Genomic DNA, 15,600 nt, shown 5'->3' with positions numbered 1-15,600 from the left:
TTGAAGAAGCGGACCTGTTTTGAAGGAGTGAAGACATGAAGTATGTAATGGGAATTGATCTTGGAACGAGCGGAGTCAAAGCCATATTAGTCGATGAGGATGGAAAGGTGTGCGGCGAGGTCACTAAGTCTTACCGCCTCATTCAAGATAAACCTGGATATTGTGAGCAGAACCCAGAGGAATGGGTTGAGCAAACAGTGGCTGCGATGAAAGAACTGATGGCAAGGCAGCCTGCCTTTTCAAAGAAAGTAGAGGGCATCAGCTTCTCTGGACAGATGCATGGTCTTGTTCTTTTAAATGAATCCCGCGAGGTGCTCCGCCCTGCAATTTTATGGAATGATACACGAACGACAGCGCAATGTACACACATCACAAAAAAGCTGGGGGAACGACTGCAAAAGATTACGAAAAATCAAGCGTTAGAAGGATTTACACTGCCAAAGTTATTATGGGTAAAGGAACATGAACCAGAAATTGATCAACAAATCGACATGTTTTTACTCCCAAAAGATTACGTCAGATTTCGTTTAACAGGTTCTGTTCATATCGATTATTCAGATGCAGCTGGCACCTTGTTATTAAATATTGGAGAGCAAGCGTGGAGTGAAGAAATTTGTCAGGCATTTGATATTCCTCCTCATATTTGTCCGCCGCTTATCTCATCAGAGGAAGAGGTTGGTACACTATTGCCGCACATTGCACGTGAGACGGGGATCGAAGAGGGTGCAAAAGTCTTTGCTGGCGGGGCAGACAATGCTTGCGGAGCAATTGGAGCTGGCATTTTATCTTCTGGCCGCACGTTATGCAGCATTGGCACATCTGGCGTCATTCTCTCTTACGAAGAGGATCATGAAAGAGAGCTTCAAGGAAACCTGCATTTGTTCCATCATGCAAAAAAAGACGCTTTCTACACAATGGGTGTGACCCTTTCAGCAGGATATAGCCTTAACTGGATAAAACATTTACTGGCTCCAGAGGAATCGTTCCAATCACTTTTAGAGGGTGCGGTTGATGTCGCGCCAGGAGCAAATGGATTGCTCTTCACTCCATATTTAGTCGGGGAAAGAACACCTCATGCGGATTCTATCATTCGTGGAAGCTTGATTGGATTAGACAGCCGGCATGAAAGGGCACATGTCGTTAGAGCTGTGCTAGAAGGGATTACTTTCTCGTTAAATGAATCGATCGCTTTATTCAGGCAAGCTGGGAAACACATAGATTCAATTGTCTCCATTGGAGGCGGTGCAAGAAGCCGGACATGGCTTCAAATGCAAGCAGACATTTTTCAGGCTGAGGTCATCCAGTTAGACAATGAACAAGGGCCTGCTTTAGGAGCAGCTATACTGGCCGCCTTTGGCTGCGGCTGGTATCCGTCGCTTGAAGCATGTGCGGAACAGTTTATCCACCAAGCAGCTGTCTATGAGCCAGAGCAGCAGCATGCAAGTATATATGCTGATCTGTTTCATCTGTATCAAAAGGTCTATACACAAACAAGAGATATCCATGCGGGGTTAGAACAATACCGTTCCGTCTAGTAAAAAGGTTGACATGAAAGGAGGTGATGAGCTCACTTCATCTTAGAGAAGGCAGAACAATTTTAATGAAAAAAGGAGATGGATGGAAAATGAACTTGAAAAGATTGAGGCTATTGTTTGTGATGTGTATTGGATTTGTGCTGACACTGACGGCTGTACCAGCTCATGCGGAAACGATTTATGACAATAGAATAGGCAATCACAGCGGGTACGATTTTGAATTATGGAAGGATTACGGAAATACCGCAATGACACTCAATAACGGCGGGGCATTTAGCGCGCAATGGAACAATATCGGAAATGCTTTGTTTCGAAAAGGGAAGAAGTTTGATTCCACTAAAACTCATCATCAACTTGGCAACATCTCCATCAATTACAACGCAGCCTTTAACCCAGGCGGGAATTCCTACTTATGTGTCTATGGCTGGACACAATCTCCATTAGCTGAATACTACATTGTTGAGTCATGGGGCACCTATCGCCCAACAGGAACGTATAAAGGATCATTTTATGCCGATGGAGGCACATATGACATTTATGAAACGCTACGTGTCAATCAGCCTTCTATTATTGGAGACGCTACCTTTAAGCAATATTGGAGTGTACGTCAAACAAAACGTACGAGCGGTACTGTATCCGTCAGTGAGCATTTCAGAAAATGGGAAAGCCTAGGTATGCCAATGGGGAAAATGTATGAAACAGCATTAACTGTAGAAGGCTACCGAAGCAACGGAAGTGCGAATGTGTTTACCAACCAGCTGATGATTCGATAAATCTAATGAAAAAAAGCCAGCAGTTTTTTGCTGGCTTTTCTTCTGTCTATCATCATTTTACAACTTCCACTCTGCCAGAAAAGAACGTCGCACCGCCGCCCATATCTGCCAGCCGATCAGGTGTTAATCCATTGACTAGATGCTTTTTGCCTTTTTGATCTGCCCATAATCCTTGGCTCACCACAACACCGGATAAGACATTTTGACCAACTGACACGACAAGCTCGCATTCACCCCGGTCATTCAGCACACGCACCATGTCACCATCTTCAATCTCTCTTGCCTTTGCATCCTCTTCATTCATGTGAAGCTTAGGAAACTTCTCGAGCTTTTGATGCTTTTCATGAAGTGAGAAGGTCGAGTTAAGAAAATTATGATTCGGTCCAGGTATGAAGGTAAGTGGATATTCGCTTTCTTGATAGAGCGGCACATAGGTTGGAAGCGCTGGATACCCGTCTTTTTTCATTTGTTCCGAATAAAGCTCTATTTTCCCGCTTGGGGTAGAGAGCTTTAAGTCTTGGAAAGGTCCTCTTTTTGCTTTGATCCATTTCTTTTCTTTTAATGCCTCGTATGAAATGTCCTCATAATGCGGATTTTCTGGATGATGAAGGGCTTGTTCCATGAGTTCCGCATCTGTCTCGCGGAAGGCTGCATCTTCAAAGCCCATCGCATGGGCTAACAAGCGGAACACTTCTGTATTGGATTTGCTTTCTCCATAGCGTTCAATCACTGGCTCTTGAATTTGAATATAATGGTGCCAGTATGATGTATAGAAATCCTCATTTTCAAAGGCGGATGTGGCCGGCAGGACAATGTCTGCATACTTAGCTGTCTCTGTTAGAAATAGGTCGTGAACCACTGTAAATAAATCCTCTCTCAGCAAACCTTCTCTTACTTTATTTGCTTCAGGCGTCACAACAGCTGGGTTGCACGAGTAGACAAAGAGTGAATCAATGGAAGGCGCTGCATTCGTCAGCACACTGCCTAGCTGATTCATATTAAATGATCTTGGCGTGCGTTCCTTTAATAAATCCGGCCGCTGAAGAGCTGTTTCATTATAGCTCAGAAAAGAAGAGTTTGATTTCATCGCACCGCCTCCCTTGTAGAGCCACTGGCCAGTCAGGGCAGGGAGGCAGGAAATGGTACGAATACTCATCCCGCCATTATCATGGTGCTGCAAACCATTGCCAATACGAATAAGAGATGGCGATGTCTCTGCGTACATTCTTGCGAGTGTCACGATGTCCTCTTTTGAAACCCCAGTGATCCCCTCAACAGTGTCTGGATCATACTGCTTTACATGCTCACGCAGCTCCTTATGACCGATAGTATAAGTTTCTAAAAAGGCTTCGTCTGTCAGTCCTTCTTTAAAAAGGACATGCATGATGCCAAGGGCAAGGGCACTGTCAGTACCAGGTCGAAGCGGAATGAACCAATCTGCCATCCGTCCGGTTTGGTTTTTGTGAACATCAATCACAACAATCTTTGCTCCTTGCTTTCGGGCTTTTTGCGCGAGGGTGATTTGATGCATATTGGTCGACACAGCATTGATCCCCCAAAAGATGAATAGTTTCGTATGAATGGTGTCTTCTGGGTCAGTCCCGATGCTTGCACCCATTGTATATTTATAGCCGGTCGTTCCTGCTGACTGACAGATAGTCCGGTCTAATTGACTTGAACCAAGACGATAGAAAAAGCGGCGGTCCATGCCTTCTGCATTCAGATTGCCCATATTCCCATAGAAGCTGTAAGGCAGAATACTTTCTGGACCTTTTTCTTCAATCAGCTTTGTCCATTTTTGCCGAATGGTTTCAATGGCTTCTTCCCATGTAATCGGAGCAAATTGTCCATCGCCTTTGCGGCCAACACGCTTCAAAGGAGTGGTCAGCCGCTTTTCATCATATAAACGGGCTGTGACATTCCGCACTTTGTTACATATGTTGCCTTGGGTGACGGGGTGGTCTGGATCTCCCTGCACTTTTACGATCTTTCCATTTTCTTTATGTATCAAAAGACCACACTGATCTGGGCAATCTAACGAACAAACTGATTTGAATATTCCGTCTTTCATTGCTGTATAATCGGTCATGAATTTTTGGCTCCTTTTCTGAAATCCGTTATCTCTTTATATGGACTTTATTTTAGCATGTTCGGAGATGGAAGGTAAGAAAGAGATGATGAATTGAAGAAAATGAAAAAAGCCCCTCAAGAGGGACTTTTAAAAACGGGTGACCTGTACAGGAAATTCTTTTACCCCAAAAACAAAAGTGCTTTGAATAGGTTTTAGCTGATCTGCCGCGCAGGTGATATCCTGATACGTCTGGAGTAAAACCTCAAGTGCAATGTTGCTTTCAAGGCGGGCAAGCGGTGCACCGAGACAAAAATGAATGCCAAAGCCAAAGCTCATATGCGGGTTTGATTTCCGGTTAAGACGGAACGTATCTGGATCGTCAAATTTCTGTTCATCGCGATTTGCTGAAGCGACCCAGTTAATGAGATAGTCTCCTTTTTTAATTTTTGAGCCTGCAATCTCAACATCCTCAGCCGCGATTCGCCCAATGGCTTGAACAGGCGGGTAATAGCGTAACGTTTCTTCGGTCAATTGAGGAATAAGAGAGGGGTCTTGCCGTACTGCTTCGGCGATATGCGGCTGCTCTGTTAGCAGTCTTACTGCATTTGTAATCAAATTGGTCGTTGTCTCATTACCAGCAACTAGTAATAGAATACAAAAACCAAGTAGTTCATTCTCGGTTAAACGCTCACCATCGATGTCTGCTTGAATAAGAAGTGAGATCAGGTCATCAGCAGGGGCTTCTTTTCGTTTTTGGATTAAGTGTGCAAAATAAGCGGACAGCTCTCCCTCTGCGCGTTTCTGCATATCGACGACTGCTTGAATGGCTTCTTTTGATTCATCCTTTGCACCTGCTACTAGGGCATCAGAATGTTTCTTAATGAACGCTCTATCCTTTATCTCTGCGCCAAGAAGCTCAGCAATGATCATGACAGGCAGGGGAGCTGCTAGATCTTCCACGATATCAAACGTACGCTGATCTTTGACTTGTTGCAGCAGGTCATGTGTCAAGTCTTTAATGTTATCTTCTAATTGTTTGATCGCTTTTGGCGTGAATGCTTTATTCACGAGTGCTCTCATTTTTGTATGTTTTGGCGGGTCCATCGTTAAAATACTCGTTTTTGTCGTGCTTCTTCCTCGCTGTGATGAGAACACTTTTGGCTGCTTCAGAACAGACTGGATATCCGCATATCGAAAGAGATCCCAGCACTTTCTTGTTTCATCATATCTAATATCACTCTTGGTACGTAGCTCATTGTAAATAGGGAACGGGAAAAGAAGGTCATCGGTCGAACGGATTTCTTTCATTGGAATGACATTGATATAGTTTTCTTTCACTTTCATTATGAACGCTCCTTTTTCACTTGGTTTCCCTTTCACGGTAACACCCGTAAAATATCATTTCAACGGACATGTTTTCTAAAATATGTCAATAGTCTAATCGAAAGATTCAAGCACATTCGTCGTATAGGAAAATAGGAATCCATTAGAAATGATAGCGTTTTCTATAAAATAGAATTGAAGTCACCGAAACCAAAAATAAAATGGGGAATTCAGTCGAACGAAAGGGTACTATGATGCAAATGCATATAGTTCATTAGATCTAAATTGTTGTTTTGTAAAAGCGCAGTCAGTATACATACAGCAAGCGGTTGAACGCGTATTCGGGACTTTTGAAAAGCGCTGGCTCTTTCTTGACACGATTTCTCATCATGTTACGATAACTAACGTGCGAAAAACACGAACAAAAAGCGAACGAGGGAGAGGGTCAATATCATTGATCAAAAGAAAGTTGCTTTCATTGGAGCAGGTTCTATGGCGGAAGGAATGATTGCAGGGATTGTGCGATCAGGACAAATGCCGCTAGGCCAAATTTACGCAACAAACAGACAAAATCAACTTCGATTGAATGAACTAACGACACGTTACGGAATACAAACAGCCACAATGGATTCTTTTCCTTTTGAAGAAATGGATATGTTGATTCTGGCCATGAAGCCAAAGGATGCTGAAACAGCACTTGAATCGTTAAAACCTCATATTCAGAGTGACCAGCTGATCTTGTCTGTCCTTGCAGGTGTGAAGCAATCTTATATTGAAGATATGCTGCATGAAGGGCAGCCCGTGATGAGGATCATGCCGAATACATCAAGTACAATCGGGGCTTCAGCGACCGCTTTATGTGCTGGACGTTATGTGAAAGACGCCCATATCAGCATGAGTCAGGCGCTTTTATCTGAAATGGGCGAAGTGTATACCATTCAGGAAGAACAGATGGATATTTTCACTGGCATTGCCGGAAGCGGACCAGCCTATTTTTATTTCTTAATGGAAAGAATCGAAGAAGCAGGAGAAGAAGCAGGTTTATCTAAGGAATTGTCTCGCCAAATTGGCGCGCAGACACTTCTCGGTGCTGCGAAAATGCTGCAAGAAACAGAGGAAGATCCTTCTACTCTAAGAGAGAAAATTACGTCACCAAATGGAACAACAGCGGCAGGTCTGAATGCATTAGATGATTTTGGCGGAGGAGAAGCAATCAAGCAAGCCGTCAAACATGCTGCCAATCGATCAAAAGAGATCAGCAAACAGCAAAAACAAAAAGTATCTATATAAATAGAGCTCAGGTACAGGAGTGATAAGGTGTACGCAGATAAAGAGAGAAAACGAATTGTTGTGAAAATTGGAAGCAGCTCTCTTACTAGCTTTCAAGGGGAGATTAGTTTAAAAAAACTAGAAAACCTCGTCAATCAAATTGTGAAACTCAAAGATGAAGGACACGAAGTCATTTTGGTTTCATCCGGTGCGGTTGCAGCTGGTTACCGAAAACTAGGATTTATCGATAGACCTAAAACACTGCCGGAAAAACAGGCATCTGCCTCAATCGGGCAAGGGCTTTTAATGGAATCATATTCTACTTTATTTTTATCACACGGTTATATTGCCTCACAGCTTTTAATCACAAGAAGTGATTTTTCAGATGAAACGCGCTATCAAAATGTGCGCAACACGATGAATGTGTTATTAGATCGAGGCATCATTCCGATTATTAATGAAAATGATACAGTGACGATTAATCGCTTGAAGTTCGGAGATAACGATACATTGTCTGCAAAAGTAGCTGGACTCATTGATGCGGATTTCCTTGCCATTTTATCTGATATTGATGGCTTGTATGAAGAGAACCCGCATACAAATCCGAATGCGAAGAGAATTCTTGAAGTCACAGACATCACAGAAGACATCGAAGCAGCAGCTGGAGATGCAGGCAGCAGTGTGGGCACAGGTGGAATGAAATCAAAGCTCGATGCGTTTAAAATTTCAATGGCCGCTGGCATTAATGGCTTTTTAGGAAAAGCAGATACGCCGCACATTTTAGACAAAGCAATCAATGGAACAGAGGACGGCACTTATTTTACCGCAGATGAAAACTTAGCACCGCTGAATTACAAGAAGCAGTGGATTGCCTTTCATTCTGGACCAAAAGGCGAGATCGTTGTTCAAAAGAAATCACAGGAACACCTCATGCACCGGGAGAAATGCCTTGATTCCGATGGCATTGTCAATGTAAAGGGTTCGTTTAAAAAAGGTGATGTCGTCCGTATTTTAGATCAAGATGGTAGAGAAATCGGGCTTGGTATTGTGAATTATCCATCTGATGAACTTGCACAAGGAAGTGACACGTTACAGGATGAAGTGGTTCATGTCGTCGATCTTGAAGCTTTTGTTTGTCATTTAGATTTATCGATACCCGTTTGTTAACAAAAAGGGAGGAATTTCATGACACTGACAGCTGAAGTTGTCACATCGGTCAAAGAAAAAGCGAAAAAAGCAAAGCACGTTTCAAAAAAACTAGGTTTACTTCATACAGAGGATAAAAACGAGGCTCTGCTTAAACTAGCAGAAGCGTTAGAACAAAATAGCACCTTCATCTTACAAGAGAATCAAAAAGATATAGATGCTGGGAAGGAAAAGGGCTTCTCAGAGGCACTCTTGGATCGTTTAATGTTAAATGAAGAAAGAATTCATGAGTTTGCCGAAAGCTTGCGGCTTGTGACGAGATTAACAGATCCTGTTGGAGAAATATTGGATGAATGGACTCTTGAAAACGGCTTGCATGTGAAAAGCCGAAGAGTACCGCTCGGCGTGATCGGGATGATCTATGAAGCGAGACCGAACGTCACTGTCGATGCAGCAGGGCTTGCCCTTAAGGCAGGTAACGCAGTGATTTTAAAAGGCGGTTCCTCCGCTATTTCTTCCAACAAAGCCATTGTGAGTGTGATTCATGAAGCATTGGATCAAACAAAGATTCCGCGTGATGCAGTGCAATTGATTGAACAAACAGATCGTTCATCGGTTCAAGCGATGCTTCATCTAAAAGAATGGATTGATGTCTTAATTCCGCGAGGCGGAGCTTCTTTAATCAAAACAGTGGTTGAACAATCTACGATTCCTGTCCTTGAAACAGGAACAGGAAACTGTCATGTCTTTATTGATCAAACAGCCAATGTGAAAAAAGCCATTGAGATCGTCATCAATGCAAAAACGAATCGTCCAGCTGTATGTAATGCGCTTGAAACGCTGATCATCCATCGCGATTGGCTGAAAGAGAATGCGGTATCATTGAATGAAGCCCTGCAGGAGCACCATGTCACCGTTCATGGCGACGCGGCTGCACTGTCTCATTTTTCAAACGCCATTCCTGCTGAGGAAGTGGACTGGACAGATGAGTATTTAAGTCTTGACCTTGCCGTAAAGGTAGTTGATTCAATCGACGAAGCGATCCACCATATTGAAAAGTACGGTACAAAGCATTCAGAAGCCATCGTGACAGAGGATGAAAAGCAGGCACTCACGTTTTTAAACGAAGTCGATGCGGCGGCGGTTTATCATAACGCATCTACTCGCTTTACAGACGGAGGTGCACTTGGATATGGGGCTGAAATTGGCATCTCCACACAAAAACTGCACGCCAGAGGACCGATGGGACTTCCAGCACTCACAACAACGAAGCTGCTTCTTTCTGGTGACGGTCAGATTAGAAGCTAGATGAGATTCAAAAAACACTACCTTTTTCATGGGGGTAGTGTTTTTTTGATGCAGATATTTATTGGCTGGAACAGGTTTTCTTCATCACTTTCTCAAACTTAAAAAATTCAAATTCCTCAGGTGCTGTAGGCTCATTTTTTTGGTCAGTTTCATGAGGTGCGTTTGGATCTGGATGTTTCATATGATAAAACTCCACAATTTGAAAGCCGCATTTATTGACATAGAAATGAATGTTGCGTTTTTCAAAATACGGGGTCACAACCTCCCAAACAATCGTTTCTGGATATTTCGCCTCGATGGCTTTCCATGCAGCCTGACCAATGCCTTTTCCGTGTGAGGATGAAGAGATGTATAATAAGTCAACTGAGTTGTGGTGGGTCTCTTGGTTGATTTTAATGACAACGCCGCCTGCCTTTTCGCCATTTAGCATCATATGATAAACAATGTGTTCATTCGAATGAAAAGATGCATCAATCACATCATCTGGAGGAATCGGTCCATCATGCGCATCGCCAAATGCGTCGATCACGCCAGCTGTAAAAGCTTTCTGTAGCTCATTTTTCATAAAAGGGAAGTCCTCTTTTTTGGCAAGTTCTAATGTCACTTCATGTTGAATGATGTTGTTCATGTTTTTATCCTTTCCAAGCGTAGTGGTGTTCTGCATGTTATCATAAAGGGTGGAGTAACTCCATAGTCAAGAGGGGAGCCTTAATGATGATGAATGATGTGCAAAAAACTTTTTTCACTGGAGAATTTGCCAAGTTATTTGATGTAAAGAAAGATACTTTGTTTTATTACGATAAAATTGGTTTATTTAAGCCAGCTGGTGTTCATGAAAATGGGTACCGTTACTATACCCTTGAGCAATTTGATCATTTTATAGCGATTCAATCCCTTCGAGCTGTGCAATTTCCGATAAAAGAGTTAAAACAATATTTCACTGAGCCTTCTCGCGAAAGGCTCCAACGCCTAGCAGCTGAACAAATAGACAAGGTCAAACAAGAGATTGAAAAACTTCAAGATATCCAGTCTTTTCTTATGCGGGTCATGGAGACGACGCAGGAACTATCATCTGTAAAAATAGGAGAGGTGCTGTTTCAAGAGCTCCCAGAAGAACCAGTTGTATTAAGCGTGTCAAACCCGATTGACATGAATACATCCGTAGAAGAAATATCTCGTATTGTTGGACATTTTCTAAAGGAAATTGGCATAAAAGGGGCTGCGGCAAATGGAGCTGTCTTAAAAAAGGAGCAGTTCCTTCAGCGTCAATATCATCAGTCAGATCAGTTGTTTTGCCGGATGGAAGCGCCGGAAGCAGTTAAAAAACCTGCGGGCCTTTATGCGGTGATGTATGATCAAGGATCATATGAAGTGATTGAATCTGCTTATTCGCGCTTGTTAGATGAAATTGAAAAAGAGGACATGATGCTGGATGGAGATGTATTTGAGGAGTATTTGCTTCATTCACTCATGTCTAAAGATGAAGCAGAGTATATAACGAAACTCAGTGTAAAAGTGAAAAAGCGTTTAGAGTAACCAAAAAAGGATAGACCGCATGGATGCGTGTCTATCCTTTTTTATCTTTAACCGACTTGATTCTCCGTAAATTGGCTCATATATAAGTCTGCATAGAAACCATTTTGTTTTAAGAGTCCGCTGTGCGTTCCTTTTTCAATGATGGTGCCATCTTTCATGACTAGAATAAGGTCGGCATCTTTGATCGTCGACAGTCTGTGTGCAATAACGAAGCTCGTTCTACCTTTCATCAACTCATTCATCGCCTTTTGAATGTGCATCTCTGTCCGTGTATCCACACTGCTCGTTGCTTCATCTAGTATTAAGATCTTTGGATCAGATAAAATCGCACGGGCGATGGTTAACAGCTGGCGCTGACCTTGGGACAGGTTGCCGGCATCTTCTGTTAAGAGTGTGTCATATCCGTCTGGAAGTGTGCGGATGAAGTCGTCAGCATAAGCATGTTTGGCGGCTTTGATGACATCCTCTTTTGAGACGTTCTGCCTGCCATAGGCAATATTGTCGTGAATCGTCCCTTCAAAAAGCCACGTATCCTGAAGAACCATCGCAAATAAGTCGCGTACTTGCTGACGGCTGAGATCAGTTGTTTTGACGCCGCCGATGCGGATAGAGCCTTGATCTAATTCATAGAAACGCATTAAAAGATTGATGATGGTTGTTTTTCCAGCGCCTGTTGGCCCAACAATCGCAACCGTTTGTCCTTCTTTGACATCTAAACTCAAATCTTTAATAATCGGATGGTCTTTTTCATATCCAAATTGAACTTGTTCAAAGCTCACATTGCCTGAAAGTGATTCAAGATCAATTGCTGCATCTTCCTCGGCACTTTCTTCTTCCTCATCCAGGATTTCAAACACCCTTTCAGCAGAAGCAATCGCTGATTGAACCAAGTTGGCGACGCTTGAAGCTTGCACGAGCGGCTGAGACATTTGCTGCGTGTATTGAATAAACGCCTGCACATCACCGACACGAATATTCCCGTTAATCACAAGAATACCGCCGGCTACACTGACTGCCACATAGCCAAGGTTCCCGATAAACGTCATCAATGGCATCATTAATCCGGATATGAACTGCGCTTTTCTTGATGATTCATACAGCTGTTCGTTTAATTGATCAAATGTATCGATCGCTTTCGTTTCGTAGCCATATGCACGAACCGTTTGATGCCCTGTGAACATTTCATTAATATGTCCATTGATCATTCCTAGCTCTTTTTGCTGCGCTTTAAAATGTTTTTGAGAAAATGACGTAATGCCGCGAATGGCAAACAGGCTGAGCGGCAGTGTTAAACAAACAAGCAATGTCAGCAGCGGACTAATCAAGAGCATCATGACAACAATCCCAATGACCGTGATGACAGATGTAATTACTTGGGTGAGTGCCTGCTGAAGCGAAGTATTAATATTATCAATATCATTCATCACACGGCTCAGTGTGTCCCCATGGGTTGTTTTATCAAAATACCGAAGGGGGAGACGTGTGAGCTTGTCATTTGCTTCTTGCCGTAATTCAGCAATGGTCTGTTGGGAGACACCCGCCATCACATATTGCTGGACAAATGAAAAGAGAGAGGCAACGACATATAAAAGGACAAGCAATAATAAAATACGTGAAATGACATCAAATTGAACGGCTGTTCCTTGAGTAAAGCTGTCAAATAGGGAAGAGGTGGCATCCCCTAGCAGCTTTGGACTAATGACGTTAAAAACAGTTGAACCGACCGCTGCAATGAAAACAAGGATCAGTTGAAATTTTCTCGGTTTCAAATAGCCAATCAAACGAAGCAGTGTTTTCTTAAATTCCTTTGGTTTTGCGACAGGCCCTCTAGGGTGGCCGCCTTTATGGCCCATGCCGGAAGACATTTTCTTACTCATCCTCGCTCCACCTCCTGACCTTCCTGTGATGCAACAATTTCTTGATAGACAAGATTGTCCTTCAGTAATTGTTCATGTGTTCCGATACCAGCAATTTTTCCTTCATCTAGTACGATGATTTTATCACTATGCTTCACTGTGCTGATTCTTTGCGCCACAATGATTAGAGCGGCATGTGCTTTTTCGGCTTCTAAAGATGCCCGAAGCTTTGCATCTGTTTTATAATCGAGTGCTGAGAAACTATCGTCAAACAGATAGAATGACGGCTTTCTCACTAGCGCTCTTGCAATAGAGAGACGCTGCTTTTGACCACCAGATAGATTCGATCCACCCTGGTCAATTTCCGCATCGATGCCGCCATCTTTTTGTAAAACAAATTCTTCTGCCTGCGCCGTGCGCAGCGCCTGCCAGACGTCTTCATCGCTTGCATCCTGCCTGCCAAAGCGCACATTATCGGCAATGGTTCCACTAAATAAAACCGCTTTTTGAGAAACATAGCCCATCTGGCTTCTTAGTTTCTTCTGAGGCAGCTCTCTAATGTCTACACCATCTAGTGTAATCCGGCCTTCTGTTGCTTCGTAAAAGCGCGTCATTAGCTGGAGAAGGGTGGTTTTCCCTGATCCTGTACTTCCGATAATAGCTGTCGTTTCACCGGTTTTGGCTTCAAACGTAATGTCTTGAACCGCCGGCTTTTCCGCATTTGAGTAATAAAATGACACATCCTCAAAGCGAATGGATTGTGCGGGCGCGCGAAGGTCAGCAACCGTTGCTTCATTGTCTTGAATTTTCGGTTCCATGTTTAACACTTCGTTCATGCGTTTAGCTGATGCTTGTGCTCTTGGGACCATAATGAAACTCATTGACAGCATAATTAGTGCCATCAAAATCATCATCGCATATTGGATAAAGGCAATAAGATTCCCAACTTCCATCTCTCCGGCATCAATTCGGTTTGCACCAAGCCAGACAATGCCGATATTTGTGAAGTTCATGATGATGAGCATAAATGGAAACAAATAAGCCATTAAACGGTTGACTCTAAGACCGGTATCCTTGTAGGATGTGTTGGCTTCTTGAAAACGTTCCTTTTCATCATCTACACGGTTAAAAGCACGAATGACCCGGATGCCTGAAAGAGATTCTCGCATAATTAAATTCAGCCGGTCTGTTTTTTTCTGAAGCTGGCCAAAGAGCGGAATGGCTTTCCTCGATACTAAATAGATAAATCCGCCAAGAAGGGGAAGGGCTGCTAAAAAGATGAGAGACAGCACAGTATCGCGGGATACAGCCAAAATAATTCCGCCCACAAGCATGAGCGGGGCTCTCGTCATCATTTGTAAAATCATGATCGTAACATCTTGGACTTGTTTCACATCATTTGTCGATCTTGTAATAAAGGAAGACGTTCCGATCTTTTGAAATTCTTCTAGTGAAAATTGTTCAACATGCACAAATAACTGTCTTCTCATATCACGCCCGAAGCCAAGTGCAGTCTTTGAGGACAAGTAAGACTTCCAGATCGTGAGCAAGATGGCAAGTAAAGAACAAGCCACCATCCAGCCGCCAACCTTCCATATGTAAGCAATATCTCCTTGGACGATCCCGACATCGACGATATCTGCCGTAAGCGTCGGTAAATACAGCTGGAGCATACTGCTTAAAAAGGTGAGGATCACAATGGACACAACGGATAGCCGATATGGCTTTAAAAACGATAAAATTGATTTCATACAAATACCTTTCTTCCATATAGTGTGTTGTTCTGTAACTCATCATATACAAAGAGGGATTATTTCCACAAATGAAATGTCTTGTTTTAATGAATTATTTATATTGTTCAATTTTAGAAAAGAAATCCTTCACAAACACATAAAAATCATGAGCAGAAGGAGACATTTCTCTTGATTTAGAAGCAATAATTCCAACAGTTCTCCTCACCTGCGGAAAATCGATCGGAATTTTCGCTGTAAATCGCGGTGTGGTTTCATAAAAAGCACTTTCGGGTAATAAGGTAACGCCCATACCTGCTGATACGAGACCTTTAATGGCGTCTAAATCTTCTCCTTCAGATGAAATGGTTGGCTCATAGCCTGCCTGCTTACAAGCATCAACCGCAATTTGTCTCAGGACATATCCTTCCGGAAATAACACGAAATGATCTTTTCTTAAATCACTTAAATGAATACTCCTTTGTCCGCTAAAGGGGTGGCTGACAGGAAGCAAGGCATAAATGCTTTCTGAAAACAAAATATTTCCTTCAATTTGAGGATCGTTTGTCGGTACAGGTCCTAAAAAGGCAAGATCAATATCTCGATTTTTTACAGCTTCAATGAGAAATTTATAGGATCCTTGACGAAGTAAAAAATCGACCTCTGGGTATTCCTGCTTAAAGGCGGAAATGACAGAAGGCAGTACTTGGCTTGCTAGGCTAGTAGGAAAGCCGATATTGACGGTTCCTTTGTGCGGATCTAAATATTCATCAATTTGCTCTTTCGCATAATCAATGGCTTTTAGTGCCGTTCTGACATGATCTAAAAATTGTCTGCCGATCTTCGTTAATTTGATATTTCGTCCTTCTCGTTCGAATAAGGCCACTCCAAGTTCTTCTTCTAAATTCGCAATCTGCCGGCTGATAGCAGATTGGGCAACATGTAAGTTTTCAGCCGCTTCTGACACGTGTTCACGGTCTGCGACTTCTACAAAATAACGCAACTGACGAAGCTCCATTTTTACACTTCACACCCATCTATCTCAAAAAGAGA

The 15,600-nt window shown here is 42.8% G+C and carries 12 protein-coding genes; 6 read left to right on the top strand and 6 right to left on the bottom strand.

Annotation, left to right across the window (positions count from 1 at the left end; genetic code table 11):
- The first annotated feature begins 35 nt into the window (after nucleotides 1-35).
- Nucleotides 36-1,535, top strand: coding sequence for a xylulokinase (gene xylB / locus ACQYAC_RS03380; RefSeq protein WP_429942716.1), 1,500 nt, complete (start codon nucleotides 36-38; stop codon nucleotides 1,533-1,535).
- Between the two features lie 89 nt (nucleotides 1,536-1,624).
- On the top strand, nucleotides 1,625-2,308 hold the full coding sequence (locus ACQYAC_RS03375; protein ID WP_169057214.1) for a glycoside hydrolase family 11 protein: 684 nt from the start codon (nucleotides 1,625-1,627) through the stop codon (nucleotides 2,306-2,308).
- Between the two features lie 52 nt (nucleotides 2,309-2,360).
- Here ACQYAC_RS03375 and ACQYAC_RS03370 read toward each other — a convergent pair whose 3' ends face one another.
- Nucleotides 2,361-4,397: a molybdopterin oxidoreductase family protein gene (locus tag ACQYAC_RS03370; protein WP_429942715.1), complete on the bottom strand. Its 2,037-nt coding sequence runs from the start codon at nucleotides 4,395-4,397 to the stop codon at nucleotides 2,361-2,363.
- Between the two features lie 129 nt (nucleotides 4,398-4,526).
- On the bottom strand, nucleotides 4,527-5,723 hold the full coding sequence (locus tag ACQYAC_RS03365) for a cytochrome P450 (protein ID WP_429942714.1): 1,197 nt from the start codon (nucleotides 5,721-5,723) through the stop codon (nucleotides 4,527-4,529).
- A gap of 471 nt (nucleotides 5,724-6,194) precedes the next feature.
- Between ACQYAC_RS03365 and proC the strand changes: the two genes are divergently transcribed.
- Genes proC through ACQYAC_RS03350 form a run of 3 tightly spaced genes read left to right on the top strand, consistent with a single transcriptional unit; the run spans nucleotide 6,195 to nucleotide 9,425 of the window.
- Nucleotides 6,195-6,992: a pyrroline-5-carboxylate reductase gene (proC, locus tag ACQYAC_RS03360; RefSeq protein ID WP_058014930.1), complete on the top strand. Its 798-nt coding sequence runs from the start codon at nucleotides 6,195-6,197 to the stop codon at nucleotides 6,990-6,992.
- A 27-nt stretch (nucleotides 6,993-7,019) separates the two neighbouring features.
- The gene (proB, locus tag ACQYAC_RS03355) at nucleotides 7,020-8,138 is read left to right on the top strand and encodes a glutamate 5-kinase (protein ID WP_169057185.1); all 1,119 of its coding nucleotides are present in this window, start codon (nucleotides 7,020-7,022) and stop codon (nucleotides 8,136-8,138) included.
- Nucleotides 8,139-8,156: 18 nt separating this feature from the next.
- The gene (locus ACQYAC_RS03350) at nucleotides 8,157-9,425 is read left to right on the top strand and encodes a glutamate-5-semialdehyde dehydrogenase (protein ID WP_429942713.1); all 1,269 of its coding nucleotides are present in this window, start codon (nucleotides 8,157-8,159) and stop codon (nucleotides 9,423-9,425) included.
- Nucleotides 9,426-9,483: 58 nt separating this feature from the next.
- On the opposite strand, the gene ACQYAC_RS03345 is transcribed toward ACQYAC_RS03350, so the two are convergent.
- Nucleotides 9,484-10,053, bottom strand: a complete 570-nt coding sequence (locus tag ACQYAC_RS03345; protein WP_058014970.1) for a GNAT family N-acetyltransferase — start codon at nucleotides 10,051-10,053, stop codon at nucleotides 9,484-9,486.
- Between the two features lie 86 nt (nucleotides 10,054-10,139).
- Here ACQYAC_RS03345 and ACQYAC_RS03340 point away from each other — a divergent pair, with 86 nt between their 5' ends.
- Complete coding sequence (locus tag ACQYAC_RS03340) at nucleotides 10,140-10,961, top strand: MerR family transcriptional regulator (RefSeq protein WP_058014971.1); 822 nt, start codon at nucleotides 10,140-10,142, stop codon at nucleotides 10,959-10,961.
- Nucleotides 10,962-11,008: 47 nt separating this feature from the next.
- On the opposite strand, the gene ACQYAC_RS03335 is transcribed toward ACQYAC_RS03340, so the two are convergent.
- The 3 genes from ACQYAC_RS03335 to ACQYAC_RS03325 all read right to left on the bottom strand — a co-directional run bounded on the left by ACQYAC_RS03335 (nucleotide 11,009) and on the right by ACQYAC_RS03325 (nucleotide 15,565).
- A complete protein-coding gene (locus ACQYAC_RS03335; RefSeq protein WP_429942712.1) occupies nucleotides 11,009-12,838 on the bottom strand; it encodes an ABC transporter ATP-binding protein in 1,830 nt (609 codons plus the stop codon).
- A complete protein-coding gene (locus ACQYAC_RS03330) occupies nucleotides 12,835-14,568 on the bottom strand; it encodes an ABC transporter ATP-binding protein (RefSeq protein ID WP_058014934.1) in 1,734 nt (577 codons plus the stop codon). The genes ACQYAC_RS03335 and ACQYAC_RS03330 overlap by 4 nt, the downstream gene beginning before the upstream one ends.
- A gap of 94 nt (nucleotides 14,569-14,662) precedes the next feature.
- The gene (locus ACQYAC_RS03325) at nucleotides 14,663-15,565 is read right to left on the bottom strand and encodes a LysR family transcriptional regulator (protein WP_044141269.1); all 903 of its coding nucleotides are present in this window, start codon (nucleotides 15,563-15,565) and stop codon (nucleotides 14,663-14,665) included.
- Nucleotides 15,566-15,600 lie beyond the last annotated feature (35 nt).

This window comes from Bacillus sp. MM09(2025) (genome assembly GCF_050496725.1).
In the GTDB taxonomy this organism is placed as follows: Bacteria; Bacillota; Bacilli; order Bacillales; family Bacillaceae; genus Bacillus; species Bacillus pumilus.
Note: the sequence above shows the minus strand (reverse complement) of the source record. Positions and strands in the feature narration are given on the sequence as shown.